This is a genomic window from Streptomyces cylindrosporus (assembly GCF_022698165.1).
GTDB lineage: Bacteria > Actinomycetota > Actinomycetes > Streptomycetales > Streptomycetaceae > Streptomyces > Streptomyces cylindrosporus.
This window is the reverse complement of record NZ_JALDAY010000002.1, coordinates 440,324-459,035: the sequence shown is the minus strand read 5'-3', so window position 1 is coordinate 459,035 and position 18,712 is coordinate 440,324. Positions and strand designations below refer to the sequence as shown.

16 protein-coding genes are annotated in these 18,712 nt (G+C 72.1%); 6 read left to right on the top strand and 10 right to left on the bottom strand.

Features of this window, described 5'->3' with window-relative positions; translation table 11 throughout:
• Positions 1 to 32 precede the first annotated feature (32 nt).
• Positions 33 to 884, top strand: a complete 852-nt coding sequence (locus MQP27_RS07180) for an IclR family transcriptional regulator domain-containing protein (RefSeq protein ID WP_242762351.1) — start codon at positions 33 to 35, stop codon at positions 882 to 884.
• Here the strand turns inward: MQP27_RS07180 and MQP27_RS07175 are convergent.
• The 3 genes from MQP27_RS07175 to MQP27_RS07165 are packed head-to-tail and all read right to left on the bottom strand — an operon-like array spanning position 799 to position 3,007.
• Positions 799 to 1,737, bottom strand: a complete 939-nt coding sequence (locus MQP27_RS07175; RefSeq protein WP_242762350.1) for a PDR/VanB family oxidoreductase — start codon at positions 1,735 to 1,737, stop codon at positions 799 to 801. The two genes, MQP27_RS07180 and MQP27_RS07175, sit on opposite strands and share 86 nt — an antisense overlap.
• Positions 1,734 to 1,937, bottom strand: a complete 204-nt coding sequence (locus MQP27_RS07170; RefSeq protein WP_242762349.1) for a hypothetical protein — start codon at positions 1,935 to 1,937, stop codon at positions 1,734 to 1,736. The genes MQP27_RS07175 and MQP27_RS07170 overlap by 4 nt, the downstream gene beginning before the upstream one ends.
• A complete protein-coding gene (locus MQP27_RS07165; RefSeq protein WP_242762348.1) occupies positions 1,934 to 3,007 on the bottom strand; it encodes a Rieske 2Fe-2S domain-containing protein in 1,074 nt (357 codons plus the stop codon). The genes MQP27_RS07170 and MQP27_RS07165 overlap by 4 nt, the downstream gene beginning before the upstream one ends.
• Positions 3,008 to 3,413: 406 nt before the next feature.
• Here MQP27_RS07165 and MQP27_RS07160 point away from each other — a divergent pair, with 406 nt between their 5' ends.
• Positions 3,414 to 5,468 carry a phosphocholine-specific phospholipase C gene (locus MQP27_RS07160; RefSeq protein WP_242762347.1) on the top strand — a complete coding sequence of 685 codons (2,055 nt, stop codon included), beginning with the start codon at positions 3,414 to 3,416 and terminating at the stop codon, positions 5,466 to 5,468.
• Between the two features lie 65 nt (positions 5,469 to 5,533).
• Positions 5,534 to 6,355: an LURP-one-related family protein gene (locus MQP27_RS07155; protein WP_242762346.1), complete on the top strand. Its 822-nt coding sequence runs from the start codon at positions 5,534 to 5,536 to the stop codon at positions 6,353 to 6,355.
• A gap of 24 nt (positions 6,356 to 6,379) precedes the next feature.
• Here the strand turns inward: MQP27_RS07155 and MQP27_RS07150 are convergent, their stop codons facing one another.
• On the bottom strand, positions 6,380 to 7,150 hold the full coding sequence (locus MQP27_RS07150; RefSeq protein WP_242762345.1) for a TetR/AcrR family transcriptional regulator: 771 nt from the start codon (positions 7,148 to 7,150) through the stop codon (positions 6,380 to 6,382).
• A 50-nt stretch (positions 7,151 to 7,200) separates the two neighbouring features.
• Here MQP27_RS07150 and MQP27_RS07145 point away from each other — a divergent pair, with 50 nt between their 5' ends.
• Entirely contained in the window at positions 7,201 to 8,736 is a 1,536-nt protein-coding gene (locus MQP27_RS07145) for an FAD-dependent monooxygenase (protein ID WP_372511141.1), read from the top strand.
• Here MQP27_RS07145 and MQP27_RS07140 read toward each other — a convergent pair whose 3' ends face one another.
• Complete coding sequence (locus MQP27_RS07140; RefSeq protein WP_242762343.1) at positions 8,737 to 9,678, bottom strand: DMT family protein; 942 nt, start codon at positions 9,676 to 9,678, stop codon at positions 8,737 to 8,739.
• Entirely contained in the window at positions 9,675 to 10,478 is an 804-nt protein-coding gene (locus MQP27_RS07135; RefSeq protein WP_242762341.1) for a phosphatase PAP2 family protein, read from the bottom strand. Before MQP27_RS07135 ends, MQP27_RS07140 begins: the two co-directional genes overlap by 4 nt.
• A gap of 228 nt (positions 10,479 to 10,706) precedes the next feature.
• Here MQP27_RS07135 and MQP27_RS07130 point away from each other — a divergent pair, with 228 nt between their 5' ends.
• Positions 10,707 to 11,321: a TetR/AcrR family transcriptional regulator gene (locus MQP27_RS07130; protein WP_242762339.1), complete on the top strand. Its 615-nt coding sequence runs from the start codon at positions 10,707 to 10,709 to the stop codon at positions 11,319 to 11,321.
• A 158-nt stretch (positions 11,322 to 11,479) separates the two neighbouring features.
• Here the strand turns inward: MQP27_RS07130 and MQP27_RS07125 are convergent, their stop codons facing one another.
• Genes MQP27_RS07125 through MQP27_RS07115 form a run of 3 tightly spaced genes read right to left on the bottom strand, consistent with a single transcriptional unit; the run spans position 11,480 to position 15,043 of the window.
• On the bottom strand, positions 11,480 to 12,517 hold the full coding sequence (locus MQP27_RS07125) for a DUF2510 domain-containing protein (protein ID WP_242762337.1): 1,038 nt from the start codon (positions 12,515 to 12,517) through the stop codon (positions 11,480 to 11,482).
• 50 nt (positions 12,518 to 12,567) lie between these two features.
• Positions 12,568 to 13,722, bottom strand: a complete 1,155-nt coding sequence (locus MQP27_RS07120; protein WP_242762336.1) for an anhydro-N-acetylmuramic acid kinase — start codon at positions 13,720 to 13,722, stop codon at positions 12,568 to 12,570.
• A 4-nt stretch (positions 13,723 to 13,726) separates the two neighbouring features.
• On the bottom strand, positions 13,727 to 15,043 hold the full coding sequence (locus tag MQP27_RS07115; RefSeq protein ID WP_242762335.1) for an MFS transporter: 1,317 nt from the start codon (positions 15,041 to 15,043) through the stop codon (positions 13,727 to 13,729).
• A 181-nt stretch (positions 15,044 to 15,224) separates the two neighbouring features.
• Here MQP27_RS07115 and MQP27_RS07110 point away from each other — a divergent pair, with 181 nt between their 5' ends.
• On the top strand, positions 15,225 to 17,909 hold the full coding sequence (locus MQP27_RS07110; RefSeq protein ID WP_242762334.1) for an ATP-binding protein: 2,685 nt from the start codon (positions 15,225 to 15,227) through the stop codon (positions 17,907 to 17,909).
• Here MQP27_RS07110 and MQP27_RS07105 read toward each other — a convergent pair.
• On the bottom strand, positions 17,906 to 18,697 hold the full coding sequence (locus MQP27_RS07105) for an SDR family NAD(P)-dependent oxidoreductase (protein WP_242762333.1): 792 nt from the start codon (positions 18,695 to 18,697) through the stop codon (positions 17,906 to 17,908). The genes MQP27_RS07110 and MQP27_RS07105 overlap by 4 nt on opposite strands.
• Between the last annotated feature and the right edge of the window lie 15 nt (positions 18,698 to 18,712).

Genomic DNA, 18,712 nt, shown 5'->3' with positions numbered 1-18,712 from the left:
CCGACAACATTGTTGACACTTTTGGAGACGCGATGCCAGCGGCAGGCCGTGCACCACACTTCGTGAGGTCCTTCGAGCGCGGTCTCGCCGTCATCCGCTCCTTCGACGCCGAGCATCCCGCCCGTACCCTGAGCGAGGTCGCCGACAGCTGCGACCTGACCCGCGCCGCCGCCCGCCGCCTGCTGCTCACTCTCGCCGATCTGGGCTACGTCCACCAGGAGGGCCGCCAGTTCCGGCTCACGCCAAAGGTGTTGGAGCTCGGCTACTCCTACCTCTCCAGCTTCACCCTGCCGCAGATCGCCGAACCGCACCTGGAGCGGCTCGTCGCGGAAGTGAAGGAGTCGTCCTCGCTGTGCGTCCTCGACGGCGACGACATCGTGTACGTCGCCCGGGTGCCGACCCGCCGCATCATGTCCGCGACCATCACGGTGGGCACCCGCTTCCCCGCCCACGTCACCTCGGTGGGCCGGGTCGTGCTCGCCCATCTGCCGGACGAGGAGATCGACGCCCGGCTGGCCCGGACACAGCTGCGCCCCCTGACCGCGTTCACCATCGTGTCGGCCCGTCAACTCCGGGCCGAACTGAGGCGGATACGAGGTCAGGGGTACGCCGTCGTCGACCAGGAGCTGGAGGAGGGGCTCCGGTCGATCGCCGCCCCGGTGCGGGACCGGAGCGGCGAGGTGGTCGCGGCCGTGAACATCGCGGTGCCGGCCGGCCGCAACACCGTCGAGTCGATACGGCGGGACCTGCTGCCGCCGCTGCTGGCGACCGTCGCCCGGATCGACGCCGACCTCGGGATCACAGGTCCAGCACGAGCCGCTTCCCACGACAGCGGGACACACAGATCATCATCGTCTCCCCGCTCTCCCGCTCCTCGTCCGTGAGCACCGAGTCCCGGTGCTCCGGCGTGCCTTCGAGGACATCGGTCTCACAGGTCCCGCAGGTGCCCTCGGTGCAGGAGAACAGCACCTCGACACCGGCGGCGCGCACCGCGTCCAGCACGGAGACGTCCGGCGCGACCGTGACGGTACGGCCGCTCTGCGCCAGCTCGACCTCGAACTCGCCGTTCTCGCCCGCCGGTTGGGCCTTGGGCGAGAACCGTTCGACGTGCAGCCGGTCGGCCGGGCAGCGTTCCTCCACCGCGTCCAGCAGGGGCCCGGGACCGCAGCAGTACACGAGCGTCCCCTCGGGCAGGCCGTCCAGCACGGAGGCGAGGTCCAGCAGCCCGGTCTCGTCCTGCGGGGCGACGGTCACCCGGTCGCCGTACCGCTCCAACTCCTCGGTGAACGCGATGGATTCGCGCGTGCGACCGCCGTACAGGAGAGTCCACTCGGCGCCCGCCGCCTCCGCCGCGGCCAGCATCGGCAGGATCGGTGTGATGCCGATGCCGCCCGCGATGAAGCGGTAGCGCGGCGCGGGCTCCAGGCGGAAGTGGTTGCGCGGGCCGCGCACCCGCACCTTGTCGCCCTGCCCCAACTGCTCGTGCACATGGGCGGATCCGCCGCGCCCCTCCGGCTCCCGCAGGACGGCGATCCGCCACGCCGAACGGTCGGCGGGGTCGCTGCACAGCGAGTACTGGCGCTCCAGCTCCGGCCCGAGCACCACGTCGACATGGGCACCCGGCTCCCAGGCCGGCAGCTCCTCGCCCAGCGGGTGGCGCAGGGTGAGGGCGAGCACGCCGTCGGCCGCGAACTCCCTTCGGTCGACTACGAGTTCGGCCTCGTACACATCGCTCATGAATCGCTACCTCGCGGCTCGTGGCCCGGCGGCTGATGCCCCGGCGGCCGGTGTCCTTCGGGGTGGCCGAGCATCCACTCCCACATCTCGACCGGGTCCTGGGCGGTGTGCTCGGCGCCGCAGTGGCAGGTGCCGTGCAGGACGTCCGTGCCCGGCAGCCAGTCGATCCGGTAGATCTCCCCGGTGGCGCTGCTGCTCACAGGACCTTCTCCACGGGCTTGTCGCCCTCCTCGACGAGGCGGGCGAGGATACGGCGGGCGGCCAGGCCGCCGGTGTCGATGTTGATGCTCAGCTCCTGGTAGCCGGCACGCTCCGAACCCAATGTCCGCTGAAGGAGGTTGAGCGCGTCGACGTCCTGCATCACGACGGTGTGGTTGTTGCCCCGCAGGAACTCGGTGACCTCGTCGTCCTCGGTCGCCCAGTCGCGGGAGACGGCCCAGAAGTCGTACACCTTGCCGTCGGCGGACGGGGTGATCGCGTACGTGATCTCGGTGTGGAAGGCGTTCGGGTCGCTGCCGTCGGCCTCCGGCAGCACGCCCACCGGCGCGATCCGGCTGTGCAGCAGATACAGGCACGGGGCGTGGTACTCGATGTCCTGCCAGCGGGTGATCCGGCCCTCGATGCCGGTCGACCTGGCGTAGAACGGCGGGCACTCGGCGTCGTCCATGTGCCGGCTGACCCGTACGATGCCCGCGCCCTCGTCGACCTCGGTGGTGATCGGCGTCTCGGCGACCTCGGGGGTGCCGATGTAGCCGCCGTGCAGATAGGTCTCGTGGGAGAGGTCGAGGAGGTTGTCGACGAGGAGGCCGTAGTCGGCGTCGATGGGCTCCATGCCGCGGACGGTGGTCCAGCCGGGGGAGTCGAGGTGCCGGGCGCGCGGGATGGTGTCGGCGTCCGCGAGCGCCGGGTCGCCGATCCACACCCACACCAGGGAGTCCAGCTCGACCACGGGGTAGGAGGCGACACGGGCGGTGCGCGGTATGCGCTTCTGACCGGGCACGTACGCGCAGGTACCCGTCGTGTCGTAGGTGAACCCGTGGTACCCGCACACCAGCCGGTCGCCGTCCAGCCGGCTCGGCTTCTCGTGCAGCGGGAAGCGGCGGTGCACACAGCGGTCCGCGAGCGCGACGGGCGTCCCGTCCTCCTCCGTCCGGTAGAAGACGAGCGGCTCACCGAGAATCGTCCGCCCGAGCAGCTCCTCGCGCCCCACCTCGTGGCTGTAGGCGGCGACGTACCACTGATTCCTGGCGAAAGCGGTCATGTGCGGCATGGCAGTTCCCGTCCCTGTCGGCGGGGCGCCGTCGCCCCGCGTGCCGTGGTTGGAATCAGGGTCCTGAGGCCCACGCCGACTCGGCAAGGGCACTTCTGCCAGACGGAAGCGCTTCTACAAGGAGGCTGGTCAGAGACGGTTCCGTCAGCTCCGCCCCGTCCCGACCCCCCTCGCCCCCGAGCAGCGCACCCAACCCACCCTGCCCGTCCCCGAGTTGCCGTCGGCAACCCCCTTCGCCCTGCCCGGTCGGCACTTCACACCCGCCGCGCCGCACCCCACGTACCTGCGACTTTCACACAGACGCCACCCGACCCTTCCCTGACGTTTGCTGCTCTTGGAACACTCGCACCGCGCGCATTCCGTCACGTTCCGGCCATCCGCACCTCAGGATGAGAGGCAGCAACCCATGCCCGAAGTCAACCGGCGTAGATTCCTCCAACTCGCGGGCGCGACCACCGCCTTCACCGCGCTGAGCAACAGCATCCAGCGCGCCGCCGCGCTCCCGGCGAACCACCGCATGGGGTCCATCGAGGACGTCGAGCACATCGTCGTCCTGATGCAGGAGAACCGATCCTTCGACCACTACTTCGGCACGCTCCGGGGCGTTCGCGGCTTCGGCGACCCGCGGCCCGTGGTGACCCGGCAGGACGGAAAGCCGGTCTGGTACCAGTCGGACGGCACCAAGGACATCCTCCCCTTCCACCCCGACGCGGACGACCTGGGCATGGCCTTCATCCAGGACCTCCCGCACGGCTGGAACGACGGACACGCCGCCTTCGACAACGGCAAGTACGACAAGTGGGTGCCGAACAAGGGCTCCACGACGATGGCCTACCTGACCCGCGAGGACATCCCGTTCCACTACGCCCTCGCCGACTCCTTCACCGTCTGCGACGCGTACCACTGCTCGTTCATCGGCTCCACCGACCCGAACCGCTACTACATGTGGACCGGTTACACGGGCAACGACGGCCAGGGCGGCGGGCCCGTCCTCGGCAACGACGAGGTCGGCTACGGCTGGACGACCTACCCCGAGCGGCTGGAGAAGGCCGGCGTCTCCTGGAAGATCTACCAGGACGTCGGCGACGGCCTGGACGCGGCCGGCGGCTGGGGCTGGATCAACGACGCCTACCGCGGCAACTACGGCGACAACTCACTGCTCTACTTCAACCAGTACCGCGACGCCAAGCCCGGCGACCCGCTGTACGACAAGGCCCGCACCGGCACCGACGCCACCAAGGGCGAGGGCTTCTTCGACCAGCTCAAGGCCGACGTCAAGGGCGGCAAGCTGCCGCAGATCTCCTGGATCGTCGCCCCCGAGGCCTTCACCGAGCACCCCAACTGGCCCGCCAACTACGGCGCCTGGTACGTCGCCCAGGTCCTGGACGCGCTCACCTCGGACCCGAAGGTGTGGGCGAAGACGGCCCTGTTCATCACGTACGACGAGAACGACGGCTTCTTCGACCACCTGGTGCCGCCGTTCCCGGCCGGCTCCGCCGCGCAGGGCAAGTCGACCGTCGACCCGAGCCTCGACCTGTTCAAGGGCGACAGCAGCCACCCGGCCGGCCCCTACGGCCTCGGCCAGCGCGTGCCCATGATCGTCGTCTCGCCCTGGAGCAAGGGCGGTTACGTCTGCTCCGAGACCCTCGACCACACCTCGATCATCCGGTTCATGGAGGCCCGCTTCGGCGTCCACGAGCCCAACATCTCGCCCTGGCGGCGCACCGTCTGCGGCGACCTGACCGCGGCCTTCGACTTCTCCCGCAAGGACACCCGGCCGGTCGCCCTGCCCGACACCGACGGCTACCAGCCGCCGGACAAGGACCGCCACCCCGACTACAAGCCGACCCCGCCCGCCAACCCGGTGCTGCCGAAGCAGGAGCGCGGCCTGCGCCCGGCCCGCCCGCTCAAGTACGCCCCGTACGTGGACGGTTCGGTCGACTCGGCGGCCGGGAAGTTCACGCTCACCTTCGCCTCGGGGGCGAAGGCGGGCGCCGCCTTCCTGGTGACCTCCGGCAACCGCACCGACGGCCCCTGGAGCTACACCACCGAGGCCGGCAAGTCCGTCGCGGACACCTGGAACTCGGCGTACTCGAACGGCTCGTACGACCTGAGCGTGCACGGCCCCAACGGCTTCCTGCGCGTCTTCAAGGGCTCGAACAAGACCGCCGGTCCCGAGGTCACCGCCCGCCACCACGGCGACGACGTCGAGCTCACCTTCACCAACAAGGGCTCCGGCACGGTCCGGCTGAAGCTGAAGGGCGGCTACGGCTGCAAGCCGGGGACCATCACCGTGCGCGCCGGTGCCACGGTCAGGCACACGGTCGACCTCGCGGCGAGCCGGCGCTGGTACGACCTCACCGTCACGTCCGAGGCCGACGCCTCCTTCCTGCGGCGATTCGCCGGACATGTCGAGAACGGGCGTCCGGGCGTCAGTGACCCGGCGATCATCACGGGGTAAAAGCTGATTCATGCGGTGTTGCCGGGACTGGTGGCTCCAGTGGGGAAGCGGGGTAGTGTGCCCCGGTGACCACGCAATCGAACACTCCTGCAGGCTGGTATCCCGATCCGCACGGAGCGCCGCAGACCCTTCGCTACTGGGACGGCGCCCAGTGGACCGAGCACACCAACGCGAGCCAGCCGCAGGCTGCCGCCCAGCAGGTGCCCCAGCAGCCCGCCGGGCCCGACCCCCGGGTCCAGCGCCAGGTGCAGCAGCAGGCCGGAGTCGCGCCCAGCGGCTCCGGCGGCGGCAGCCTGTTCACCGAGCCGGTCCTGGTGGTCAACCAGAAGGCCAAGCTGATCGAGCTGACCAACGAGTACAAGGTCATGGATCAGAACGGCAACCAGATCGGCTCGGTCACCGAGGTCGGACAGAGCACGCTGAAGAAGGTGGCGCGGTTCGTCTCCAGCCTCGACCAGTTCATGACCCACCGGCTGGAGATCCGGGACGCCTACGGGCAGCCGCAGTTGGTGCTGACCCGGCCCGCGAAGTTCCTCAAGTCCCGGGTGATCGTGTCCCGTCCGGACGGGACGCCGGTCGGTGAGATCGTCCAGCAGAACATGATCGGGAAGATCAACTTCGCGATGAACGTCAACGGCCAGCAGGTCGGTGCGATCAAGGCGGAGAACTGGCGGGCGTGGAACTTCGCGATCGTCGACCACGCGGAGAACGAGGTCGCGCGGATCACGAAGACGTGGGAGGGCCTCGCCAAGACGATGTTCACCACCGCGGACAACTACGTCCTCCAGATCCACTACCAGCTGCCCGAGCCGCTGCTGAGCCTCGTCGTCGCGACGGCGCTCACCGTGGACACGGCGCTGAAGCAGGACTCGCGCGGCCTGGGGTGACACCCCGGGTCGGATGACGGCCGGTCACGCTTGTGCGTGGCCGGCCGTTCGCGTTTCCGTGTCGACCGGGCCCTGATGGTGTGCGAGGCCGTCGATCATCAGGCCGAGCGTGAAGTCGAAGCGGTCGTGGCCCTCGCCCGCCGTGATCTCGGCGGCGTGACGGGTGGTGTGGGGGAAGGTGTGGGCGGGCAGCGCCGCGAACCGGCGCAGCAGTTCGTCCCGGTCGACGACCCATACGGCGTCGTCCTGGGCCGACCGCCGACGCGCGATGGACGTCTCCAGGCAGTAGGCCGCCACATAGAGCAGCAGGGCGTCGATCGCCCAGGCCGCCGCCTGCGGGGCGACGCCGCCCGCGAGCAGGATCGCCAGCATTCCCTCGGTGACGCGCACCGTCTCCAGATCGGTCGGCGCCATGGCGAGCGCGGCCTGTGAGATCCCGGGGTACTTCAGGTACTGGTCGCGGATCCGCGCGCACACGCCGAGGATCTGCTCCCGCCAGGCCGCGGGATCCGGCTCGGGCAGGTCGAGTTCGGAGCACAGCCGCCCGATGAGCAGCTCGTCGAGGTCGGCCTTGTTCACCACGTGCGCGTAGAGCGAGGCGGGCCCCGTGTCGAGCGCATTCGCCAGCCGCCGCATCGTCAGCGCCTCGTAGCCCTCCGTGGCGACGACGTCCAGCGCGGTGTCGACGACCTGCTCCACGGTGATCGGTGCCGTACGGCGCCTCGTCCTCGGGGTGGCGCCGGCCTCGGGTTTGGGCGGCAGGTGACGCGCCGCACGTCGCTCTCTCGGGTTCACCGCCTCATCATAACTTGACACGAACGCTGTTCGTTCGTAGAACAGTGTTCGTGAAGACGAATGCGAATCAGTACACGGACGTGACCGTCGTCGGAGCCGGGCCGGTGGGCCTCGTGCTCGCCGCGGAGCTGGCGCTGGCCGGAGCGACAGTGCAGGTGCTCGAACGGCTGGCCGAGCCGGACCGGTCGATGAAGGCCGGGTCGATCAATGTGCCGACCGCCGAGGCCCTGGACCGCCGCGGTCTGCTGCCGGCCGCCGAGCGGGTGCAGCGGGAGATCCTGGAGAAGGTGGGGTCGTTCGGCGGCGGGGACGGCGCACGGTTCACGGGGCACTTCGCGGGGATGGTCCTCGAACTCGGCCTGGTGGACTGGTCCGACGCCGACCTCGCCGCGCACAGCCGCGCCGACGGCGCGCGGATGGTGCCGCAGCGCGAGCTGGAGGCGCTGCTGGCGGACCATGTCGCGCGGCTGGGCGTACCGGTGCGACGGGGTGTGGAGGTGACCGAGCTGGAGGACACCGGCGACGGCGTCCTCGTGGGCACCAGCGCCGGTCCGGTGCGCACCGGCTGGCTGGTCGGATGCGACGGCGGGCGCAGCACCGTGCGCCGCCTCGCGGGCATCGACTTCCCGGGCACCGACCCGGAACTGACCGGACACCTCGCGCTCGCCGACATCGCCGACCCGGAGAAGCTCGCCGACGGATGGACCTGGTCGAGCCGGGGAGCGTACCGCTACGGGCCGCAGCCCGGGCGCGTGGTCACCGTGGAGTTCGACGTGCCTCCCGCCGACCGGACCGCGCCGGTGACGATCGAGGAGGTGCAGGGCAGCCTGCGCCGGGTCTCGGGCACCGACGTCACGCTCACCGCGCTGCGCGCCCCCGCCACCCGCTGGTCCGACAACGCCCGCCAGGCCGCGACCTACCGCTCGGGCCGGGTCCTGCTGGCCGGCGACTCCGCGCACGTGCACTCGCCGTTCGGTGGCCAGGGGCTCAACCTGGGCTTCGGCGACGCGATGAACCTCGGCTGGAAGCTCGGCGCCGTCATCGCCGGCTGGGCTTCCGAAGAGCTCCTCGACACCTACGACGCCGAACGCCGTCCCCTCGGCGCCTGGGTTCTGGACTGGACGCGGGCCCAGATCGGGGTGCTGCGCGGGGACGCCAAGTCGGCCGCGCTCCGCGAGGTCGTCGCCGATCTGCTGAGCACCCGGGACGGCGCCACGTACGCCGTCAGGAAGATCTCCGGCGTCACCCAGCGCATCGACCTGCCCGGCGACCACCCGCTGATCGGACGGTACGTCCCCGACCTGCCGCTCGGCGACGGCTCCCGGCCGGCCGACCACGGCCACGGGGGCGGGTTCGTGCTGCTGGACCGTACGGCAGACGGCTCGTTCGCCCGCCTCGCGGAGGGCCGCGCCGGGCGCGTGACCGTGGTGAGCGACCCTGACCGGCACGCGACCCCGACCGGCGTGCTGGTACGCCCCGACGGAGTCGTCGCCTGGGCCTCGGACAGTGCCGACGCCACCGGCCTCGACGCCGCCCTGCGCCGCTGGGCCGGCGCACCGTCACCCGCGGTGGAGGTCGCGCCCTGATCAGAGCGGCGTGAGATGCCCCGGATCGGACGGCTGCCGCGGCACCAACGCCGGTTCCGGGGTCGCCGTTTCCGGCTTGAGGGCCAGGACCGCGGCGACCGGGTGCTCCTCGTCGGCCTCGACCACGGGCGTCACCCGCGTCAGCAGTACGACACCCCACGACGCGACCGCCCCGCCCGCGAGGGCCAGCAGCACTCCCGCCGCACCGCCGCGCAGGCCCTGCCCGAGCAGGGTGAGGCCGATCGCCGCGGCGGCGATCGGGTTGGACAGGGTGACCACCGCGAGCGGAGCGCCGAGACCGCCCCTGTACGCCATCTGCGACAGCAGCAGCCCGCCGACCGCGAAGGCGGCCACCAGCACCGCGACCAGGACGACCTGGAGGCTGAGCACCGGGCCCGAGCGGTCGGTCGCGGCCACCGTCACCGTCTGGGTGAGCGCCGAGGCCACGCCCGAGGCGAAGCCGGAGGCCGTGGCGTGACGCAGGCCCGGCTTGGCGCCCGGGCGGGACAGCAGGCCGATCAGCGCGGCGGTCGTACCCGCCACGACCAGGGCCTCCGTCAGGCTCAGCACCTGGTCCGGCGCCGATCCGGAGGCGGTGACCAGGAGCGCGGCCAGACCGGCCAGCGTGAGCGCGGTGCCGCGCCACTCGGCCGCGGTGACCTTCCGCCCGGCCACCCGTGCTCCCATCGGCACCGCGGCGACGAGCGTGAGAGCACCAAGAGGCTGTACGACGGTCAGCGTGCCGTACTTGAGGGCCACGACGTGCAGCAGGGCCGCGCCGGCGTTGAGCCCGACCGACGCCCACCAGGCGCCCGCGCCCAGCAGCCGCAGCATGCCGGTGTCGGCGCTGCGGGCGGCGAGCCGCTCCTGGGCCACGGCCGCGGCCGCGTAGGCGACGGCGGAGACCAGCGACAGGGCGACGGCGATCAGGGTGGCGGTCATCGGCCCGCTCCCACCAAGACGTTGGCGTCCTCGGCGACCGGCGTGAGCCGTTCACCCGCGCGCCCGGCGGTGCTGACCGTGCGGTGCGGACGGTGGATGAGCGCGAGGGCGGCGCCCAGCATGGCGGTGGCCACGATCGCGTCCAGCCAGTAGTGGTTCGCCGTACCGACGATGACCAGCAGGGTGACCAGCGGGTGCAGCAGCCACAGCCAGCGCCACCGGGAGCGGGTGGCCGCGATCAGGCCGATCGCCACCATCAGGGCCCAGCCGAAGTGCAGCGAGGGCATCGCCGCGAACTGGTTCGAGAGGTGGTCCGAGGAGGGCGGGCCGTACACCGAGGGCCCGTACACGTGCGCGGTGTCGACGAGTCCCGTGGCGGCCAGCATCCGCGGCGGCGCGAGCGGGAACACGAAGGGCAGCACCAGGGCCGCCGAGGTGACCACCGCCAGGACCCGGCGGGCCCAGACGTAGTGCGCGGGGCGCCGCAGGTAGAGCCAGACCAGGAAGGCCAGGGTGGCGGGGAAGTGGACGGTCGCGTAGTAGGTGTTCGCGATGTGCACCAGGGTGTCGCTGTGCAGCAGGGCCGACTGCACCGCGCCCTCGCCGGGCAGACGGAGCGTCCGTTCCAGGTCCCACACGCGGCGCGCGTTGTGGAGGGCCTCGCCGGTGTGGCCGGTCGCCAGCTGGCGGCCGAACTTGTAGACGAGGAAGAGCCCCGCGACGAGCAGGAGCTCACGGACGACCGGAGGCCGGGCTATCGCGCCGGTCTCTCCTTCTGCAGGCTCGGTGCGGGCATTCATCCCCCGGCCCCTTCGCTGACGTGGTGCAAGTGGTGGTACGTGGTGAGACCCGGGCCGGAGCCCGAACTCATCGGTACGCGTCCGTCCCGAAACGAATGCGTTCCGATACGAGAGTGTACCGATACGCAGGCGTTCCGGTACACTGGCGTATCGATTGAGGTACGACACACCGGGTTCAGGGAATAAAGCCGGGATAAGGCCGGCGCTCGCAGCGAAGGAGAAGGGCACATGACGTCGCAGGCCGCGGACGGACCGGAGACGGTCGCCGCCTCGCGCCGCTCCAAGATCACGCCGGAGCGTGAGCAGGAGTTCTTCGACGCCGTGCTGGAACAGATCCGCGAGTGCGGATACGAGTCCGTGACGATGGAGGGGGTCGCCGCCAGCACGCGGTGCAGCAAGTCGACCCTCTACCGGCAGTGGAAGACGAAGCCGCAGTTCGTGGCGGCGGCGCTGCGCTCCGCGCGCCAGGCCCGCTTCGGCGGCATCGACACCGGCTCACTGGCCGAGGACCTGCGCCAGGCCGCACGGGTGGCCGCGCAGTGGGGGAGGAAGGACACCGCCCTCCACCAGGCCCTGGGCCACGCGATCATGCAGGACCCGGAGCTTCAGAAGGCTCTGCGCGAGGCGCTGATCGATCCCGAGATCTGCGCGCTGCAGGACATCCTGCGGCGCGGAGTGGAGCGCGGCGAGATCGCCGCCGACCACCCGGCACTGCCGTACGTCCCCGCGCAGATGTTCGGCGTGATGCGCGCCAGGCCCGTCCTGGAGGGCGAGTACGCCGACCCCGACTACCTGGTCCGCTTCGTGGAGGCCGCGGTGCTGCCCGCACTCGGACTCACCTGAGAACCAGGCCGCCGTCCACGGGATGACTGGACGGTGACCTGCCGCGCCGCACCGTGGGGACGGGGGCGGCGCGCACCCCCCGGCCGGGTGGGGCTCCCCTTTGAGCGGAGGGGCGCTCCACCCGGCCGACCGTTGGGACCGGCGTTCTCGGGGCGGGGTCAGACCTTCTGGCCGTTGCCGCTGCCCGTCGAGACCTTGATGCCCTTGGTGATGTCGTCGATCACCGACTCCTTCTGGCCGACGTCGACGCCGAAGCGGACCACGACGATCTCCGAGGAGTTCGCGGGCGACGGGAAGGCGAGCGACTCGACATAACCGTCGGCGCCCTTGCTGGTGACCGCCTTCCAGCGGACCAGATAGCCCTTCTGCCCGGCCACGGTGACCGCCTTCGAGGCGAGCACCTGGTGCGAGGTGATCGAGCCGTAGGTCTTGCCGCCGTAGGACTCCTCGGCGTTCGCCTCGATGTCGGCCTTGGCGACCGCCTCGGCCGTGCTGCCCGCGGTCTTCAGGACCGAGGCCGGCGCCGAGTACGCGCCGCCCTTCGTGCAGGTCTGCGAGGTCTCGCCGGGGCACTTGTACGAGTCGTTCGACGTGACCTGCGCGCCCACCGTGATCTGCTGGCCGTACCAGTCGTCCGGGATGGGCAGGCTGATCCCGCTGATCGGGTCGGTCACCGAACCGCTCTCGATCTTCGGGGCCTCGGACTGGCCGGGCGCGGGCGACTCGGTGCCGCCGGAACCCCCGGAGCCGCCCTGGCCGCCGGGCGCGCCCGAGGGTCCGCCGTTGCCGCCGAACGGGCCGCCGGTGCCGCCCTGGCCGCCGGTGCCGCCCTGGCCGCCCGGCCCCTGCTGGGAGTTGGTGTTGCCGCCGGAACCGCCGTCGCCGGTCAACGCCCACACGCCCACGCCGATGCTGGCCAGCACCGCCACGGCCGCGGCCACGGCTATGCCCGTCCGCAGCCCGCGCCGCGGTGCGGCCGGCGGCTCGGCGGGGAACGCCGGATAGGTGGGATACGCCGCGAGCGCCGGATCCGCGCCCTCCGTCGGCGCCTGTGCCGGGGGACCCCATACGGCGGCCGAGCCCGCGGGGCGGGTCCGGTCCGTCCATGCCTTGCCGTCCCACCAGCGCTCGGTGGCGGGACCCTCACTTGTCTGCCCGGGGTCGGGATACCACCCGGGAGGAGTCACCTGCGTCATGCCCCCACCGTATGAGGCGTCGGTGAAAGCGGGATGAGAGGATCCGGCTTTCAGGCCATGACCAGCCGGGCCGGCCGCCGCGAACCCGGTGCCGGCAGCCGCAGTCCGCCCCGGCCCGGCGTGATCGAACCGAGCACGCTCGCATGCCGGGCCCCCGTGCTCGCGGGCTCGGTGCCGGCCAGCCCGTGCCAGGTCAGGAACCCCAGTACGGCGAAGGCGTACGCCTCCTTCGCGTCCGAGGCCAGGCCCAGCTCGTCCGACGTGCGCACCGCGATCCCCGGCAGCAGCCCGGCCAGCATCCGCATCAGCACCGGATTCCGGATCCCGCCGCCGGACGCGATCACCTCCGTGGCCCCCAGCGCGAGCACCGCGTCCGCGACCGTGCGGGCGGTGAGCATGGTGAGGGTGGCGACCACGTCCTCCGCCCGCAGCGTCCCGAACCCGGCCAGCGCGTCCTGGAGATACCCGAGGTGGAACAGCTCCTTGCCGGTCGTCTTCGGCGCGGGCAGCGCGTAGTACGGCTCCGCCAGCAGCCGCTCCAGCAGCGGCTCGTGGACGCGGCCCCGACCGGCCAGCGCCCCGTCGGCGTCGTACGCGAGCCGCCCGCCGCTGAACCCCCTCGCGGCCGCGTCGATCAGCGCGCAGGCCGGCCCCGTGTCGAACGCGGTGCCGTCCGGCGCGGTCAGATTGGCGATGCCGCCGAGGTTCAGGGCGACGGGCGTGCCGGGGCGGCCGCGCAGCCACAACAGGTCGACCAGGCTGACCAGGGGCGCGCCCTGGCCGCCGGCGGCGATGTCGCGCGGCCGGAAGTCGGCGACCACGGGCAGACCGGTCGCCTCGGCGATCCACGCGGGCTGCCCCAGCTGGAGCGTGCCGTGCACCTTCCCGCCCTCCGTCCAGTGAAAGACGGTCTGCCCGTGCGAGGCCACCAACTCGGCCTCCCCGCCGCACAGTTCGCGATCCGCCCGGACAGCGGCCGCCGCGAACGCCTGCCCGATCCGCGTGTCGAGCCGGCACACCTCGGCGAGCGAGGTCGCCGCGGGCGGCAGTGCGCCCGTCAGCGTCCTGCGCAGCTCCTCGTCGTACCCCTCGCTCACCATCCCCAGCGGCTCCAGCACGAGACTGTCGCCGGCCAGGCTCAGGTCGGCCGCCGCCGCGTCGATCGCGTCGTACGACGTGCCCGACATCAGACCGATCACCCGCATCCGCTCAACTCGCCTTCCGCCTCGGTGTCCTGGCCAGCGCGAGCACGCTCACCGCGCAGGCCGCCGCCGCGTAGTACCCGGGAATGTCGACGTTCCCCGTCCGCTCGACGGTTTCCGTGATGACGAGACCGGCACAGCCCGAGAACACGGCGTTCGACAGCGCGTAGGCGAGCCCGAGCCCCGTGTAGCGGACGTTCGTCGGGAAGAGCTCCGAGAGCATCGCCGGTCCCGGCCCTGCCATCAGCCCCACCACCGCACCCGCGCCGAACACCGCCACGCCCTGCACGATGTTCGAAGTCCCGTCGTCCTGAAGGAGGTTGAGCAGCGGCAGCGCGAGCAGCGTCACGAGCAGGGCGCCCGTCAGCATCACCGGCCGGCGTCCGATCCGGTCGCTGAGCAGGCCGGCCGGGACGATCGTCGCCGCAAAGCCCAGGTTGGCCAGCACGGTCGCGACCAGGGCCTGCCGGAAGCCCGCGCCCAAGGCGCTCTGCAGATACGCCGGCAGGACGACCAGGAAGGTGTACCCGGCCGCCGCCCAGCCCATGACCCGCGCGGCACCCAGCGCGACCGCGCCCACGACCTCGCGCACGGGCGCCCGTACGACCTTCGCCTCCTCCCGGAACGCAGGCGTCTCGTCCAGCCGCAGCCTCAGCCACAGCGCCGCCAGCCCCAGCGGCAGCGTCAGCAGGAACGGCACCCTCCCCCACTCTCGGCTTCGCTCGAGCGGGGGGACCCCCATGCCCCACTCGCCCAGCTGATCCTCCGTCAGCACCGAACCCAGCACCGCCGCCACCCCCGCACCACCCAGCAGCCCCAGCGCCACCGTGAACGACTGCCACGACCCGTACAGCCCGCGCCGGCCCGGTGGCGCGAACTCGGTCATGACCGCCACCGCACCCCCGAACTCCCCGCCCGCGGACAGCCCCTGAAGCACCCTCAGGAATGTCAGCAGCCAAGGAGCCAGGGCCCCGGCCGTCGCGTACGTCGGCAGTGCGCCGATCAGCGCCGTGGCCACCGTCATCAGCACGATGACGAGGATCAGCACCGGCCGCCGCCCGACCCGGTCGCCCAGCCGCCCGAACAGGGCCGCCCCGACCGGCCGGAAGAAGAACGCCAGCGCGAACGACGCGTACGTCCTGACCAGTGCCTCCGCCGCGCCGCCGCCCTCCGGTGTGAAGAAACGTGAGGCGATGACCGTGGCGAAACAGCCGTAGACCCCGAACTCGTACCACTCGACGAGATTGCCCACCGAACCCGCGGCCAGCGCCCTTAGCGCAGACGGCTTCCGCGTGTCCCGGCGTTGTCCGAAAAACAGCGTCATTTCAGCGCCTTTTGACTGTCCGTCGGCTTCGCACAGGCAGGTCACAGACGATACGCGTCGCCTGCGTGAACCCGCTGTCACCCATCACGGCAACAGCTGCTCCGACCCGCCTCCACTTCGGCAATCGGACGGCTACGCTCAAGGTCTGTACGTCGTTCGGGCGACTTGGGGAGGTAACGGGATGACGGAGGCACGGCCCGCGGAGGCCGCCTCGACTTCCCTGTGGGAGCGCGCCGAGGAAGTCGCCGCCATCGAGCGGGCCATCGACACCCTGCGCGCCGACCACTCGTCCTCGGGCAGCCTGCTGGTGATCCAGGGCGAGGCGGGACTGGGCAAGACGGCTCTGCTGAACGAGACCCGCCGCATGGCCGAGGCGCGCGGCTGCCAGGTGTGGTCGGCCCGCGGCGGCGAGACCCTCAGGTCGGTCCCCTTCAACGTGGTGCGGCAGCTGCTGCAGCCCGCGCTGATCAGGCTGATGCCGGAGGAGGCCCGCGAATACCTCGGCGACTGGTACGACGTCGCCGGCCCCGCCCTCGGCATCACCGAGCCGGGCGGACCCCAGGCCGACCCGCAGGGCGTGTGCGACGGCCTGGTCGCCGCCGTACGCAGGCTGGCCCGGCGCGACTGGCCGCTGGTGCTGCTGATCGACGACGCGCACTGGGCCGACCAGGAGACCCTGCGCTGGCTCGCCGCCTTCGCCGAGCGGCTCGACGACCTCTCCGTCCTGGTCGTCGTGGCCCGCCGCCCCGGCGAGGTCACCGGCGAGAGCGCCCGCCACCTCGACGCGATCGCCGCCGCCTCGGGCCACCCCGACGCCACCCTGAGCGCCCTCACCCCGGAAGCCACCGCCGGCCTCACCCGCGCCACGTTGGGCGCCCACGCCGACGCCCCGTTCTGCCGCGAGGTCTGGGCCGTGACCGGCGGCAACCCGTACGAGACCGTCGAACTCCTCGCCAAGGTGGGCGACAGCGAGCTGGAGCCGACCGAGGGCGCGGCCGTCGAGCTGCGCGCCCTCAACCGCTCGGCCCGCGGCGGCGGTCTCGTCGCCCGCCTGGAGGAACTCGGCGTCGACGCCACCCGGTTCGCCTGGGCCGCCGCCATCCTCGGCAACGACATCTCGGTGGACCTGGTGGCCCGCCTGGCCACCATGGACCACGAGAACGCCGCCCGCTGCGCCACCCTGCTCCAGGGCGCCCGCATCCTCACCGAGCCCGATCCGGCCGGCACCCAACTGGGCACGGGGGAGATGGAGTTCGTCCACCCGCTGATCCAGTCCGCCGTCTACAACTCCATCCCGGACGCCCTGTGCACCGCCATGCACGGCATCGCCGCCCAGGTCATCACCGACTCCGGGCGCGGCGCCGCCATGGCCTCCCGGCACCTGCTGCGGGTCCATCCGGACGACGACGAGGAACTCGTCGAGCAACTGCGCGAGGCCGCCCGCGAACACCTCGCCGTCGGCGCCCCCGACGCGGCCCGCCGCTGCCTGGAGCGCGCCCTGCTGGAGCCGCCCCGCCCGGAGGTCCACGCGCGCGTGCTCTACGAACTGGGCTGCGCCACCCTGCTCACCGCGCCCGCCGTCACCATCGACCACCTGCAGTCCGCCCTCGGCATGCCCGGCCTCGACGGCGACACGCGCGTGGACGCGGTCTTCCGCCTCTCCCAGGCCCTCCTCCACAACGACCAGTTGCAAGAGGCCGTCCGCACGGTCGAGGCGGAGGCGGCACGGCTCGAGGACGGTCCGGCGAAACTGCGGTTGCAGGCCGTCCAGCTCATGTGGGAGGGCATCTTCTCGGGCGAGGCCGTCTCGCCGGGCCGCTCCGAGCGACTGGCCGCACTCGCCAGTACCTGCACGGGCCGCGACAACTCCGAGCGGGCCCTGCTCATTCTGCGCGGCTTCGACGCCCTGATCCACGGCGAGAACGCCGAGGAGGTCGTCGAGTACTGCGACCGCGCCCTCGTCAACGGCCGGCTCCCTCCGGGCCTCGGCTGGACCGACACCGAGTGGGGCGTCGAGCTCCTGATCATGCTGACCAGCTCCTACGCCCACGCCGACCGCCTCGACCGCGCCGAGAGCCTGTGCAACGAGGCCCTGCGCGCCTATGAGGCGGCCGGCTGGAGCGGCGGCCATCTCGTCCTCGCCCACGCCTACGTCGGGCTCACGCACCGCCGGCGCGGCCGGCTGCGGGAGGCGGAGGCGTCCCTGCGCGAGTCGCTGCGGTTCGCCGAACGCGTCGGCCGCGGGCTGCCGTTGTACTGGACGGTGACCTGCAACCTCGTCGACACGCTGCTCGCCCGGGGCCATGTCGCCGAGGCCTGGGAGATCGCCGAGGAGTACGACTTCGCCCCGCCCTACCCGTCCACCGTCGTCATGCCCGACGCGCGTTCCGTCCGCGGCCGCCTGCTCCTCGCCGTCGGCCGCACCAAGGACGGGATCAGCGAACTGGAAGAAGCCGAGAAGGCCGCGGCCGCGTGCGGTCACCGCAACCCCGTGGTCGTCGCCTGGGCGCTGGACCTCGCGCGAGCCCTCGCCCGGGAGGAGCCCGCGCGGGCCGCGCAGCTCGCCGCGGACGCCCGCCGCCAGGCCGAGCGCTTCGGCACCGACACCGCCATCGGCGAGGCACTTCGCTGCGCGGCCGCCCTGGAGACCGGCCAGCGGGCGGTCCGCCTGGCCGCCCAGGCCGTCGCCTACCTGGAGGCCTCTCCCTGCCAGTACGAGCACGCGGCGGCCCGCGTGGAGTACGGCATCGCCGCCCGCTCGGTCGCCGAGATCAACCGCGGCCTGGCACTGGCCCGCTCGTGCGGAGCGGACGGACTGGTGGCGCAGGCCAGGGAGGTACTGGAGACGGGCCGGGGGCTGCGCTAGAGCGACAGCAGCTGATCGGTCACCGCCGACAGGCGCTTGTGGACGTCGCGGTCGTACGTCGACTCGTGCGCCCGCGCCGGGGATGTGCCGTCGAAGTAGCCGCCCGTGCCCAACTCCCGTGTGGCCAGGGCCAGTACGCCCGGGGCGCCGTCCGCCACCGTGTTCCAGGGGGTGACGCCGCCCTCGCGGACCATCGCCGTGTCCATGAAGGTCGCGGGGTGCAGGACGTTCACCGCGACGCCGGTGTCCGCCAGCTCCTCGGCCAGGGCGAAGGTGTGGGCGGCCAGCGCGAACTTGGCCCGGCAGTAGGCCGCGAAGCCGTCGTAGCCCCGCCGGAACTCGATGTCGTCGAAGTCGACGGGCTCCTGGCCCACCGAACCCACGTTGACGATCCGGGCGGGCGCGTTGCGGCGCAGCGTCGGCAGCAGGGCCCGCGTCAGGACCACCGGGGCCAGGTAGTTCACCGCGAGGCGCAGTTCGTGGCCGTCGGCGCTCAGCTCGCGCCCCGTGCCGGGCGCGCCGGCGCCGATGCCCGCGTTGTTGATCAGGACGTCCAGGTCGGGATGCGCGTCCGCGACATGCGCGCCCAGCTCCCGGACCTGCGTCAGCGAGGCCAGGTCGGCGACGAAGGCCTCCGCGTCGCCCTCCGCACGCAACTCCGCGACCAGCTGCTCCGTCCGGCCGGGATCACGCCCGTGGGCGAGCACGACGTGCCCGGAGCGGACCAGCTCGAAGGCGACGTAACGGCCGAGACCGGATGTGGCGCCGGTGATCAGAATGGTGGACATGCCTCCACCGTAGGC

Excerpts from the sequence above, each read along its gene's own strand:
- MQP27_RS07175 (WP_242762350.1), bottom strand. The coding sequence starts at position 1,737 with ATGAGCGATGTGTACGAGGCCGAACTCGTAGTCGACCGAAGGGAGTTC.
- MQP27_RS07135 (WP_242762341.1), bottom strand. The coding sequence starts at position 10,478 with ATGAATGCCCGCACCGAGCCTGCAGAAGGAGAGACCGGCGCGATAGCC.
- MQP27_RS07180 (WP_242762351.1), top strand. The coding sequence starts at position 33 with ATGCCAGCGGCAGGCCGTGCACCACACTTCGTGAGGTCCTTCGAGCGC.
- MQP27_RS07160 (WP_242762347.1), top strand. The coding sequence starts at position 3,414 with ATGCCCGAAGTCAACCGGCGTAGATTCCTCCAACTCGCGGGCGCGACC.
- MQP27_RS07165 (WP_242762348.1), bottom strand. The coding sequence starts at position 3,007 with ATGCCGCACATGACCGCTTTCGCCAGGAATCAGTGGTACGTCGCCGCC.
- MQP27_RS07110 (WP_242762334.1), top strand. The coding sequence starts at position 15,225 with ATGACGGAGGCACGGCCCGCGGAGGCCGCCTCGACTTCCCTGTGGGAG.
- MQP27_RS07120 (WP_242762336.1), bottom strand. The coding sequence starts at position 13,722 with ATGCGGGTGATCGGTCTGATGTCGGGCACGTCGTACGACGCGATCGAC.
- MQP27_RS07105 (WP_242762333.1), bottom strand. The coding sequence starts at position 18,697 with ATGTCCACCATTCTGATCACCGGCGCCACATCCGGTCTCGGCCGTTAC.
- MQP27_RS07115 (WP_242762335.1), bottom strand. The coding sequence starts at position 15,043 with ATGACGCTGTTTTTCGGACAACGCCGGGACACGCGGAAGCCGTCTGCG.
- MQP27_RS07140 (WP_242762343.1), bottom strand. The coding sequence starts at position 9,678 with ATGACCGCCACCCTGATCGCCGTCGCCCTGTCGCTGGTCTCCGCCGTC.
- MQP27_RS07130 (WP_242762339.1), top strand. The coding sequence starts at position 10,707 with ATGACGTCGCAGGCCGCGGACGGACCGGAGACGGTCGCCGCCTCGCGC.
- MQP27_RS07125 (WP_242762337.1), bottom strand. The coding sequence starts at position 12,517 with ATGACGCAGGTGACTCCTCCCGGGTGGTATCCCGACCCCGGGCAGACA.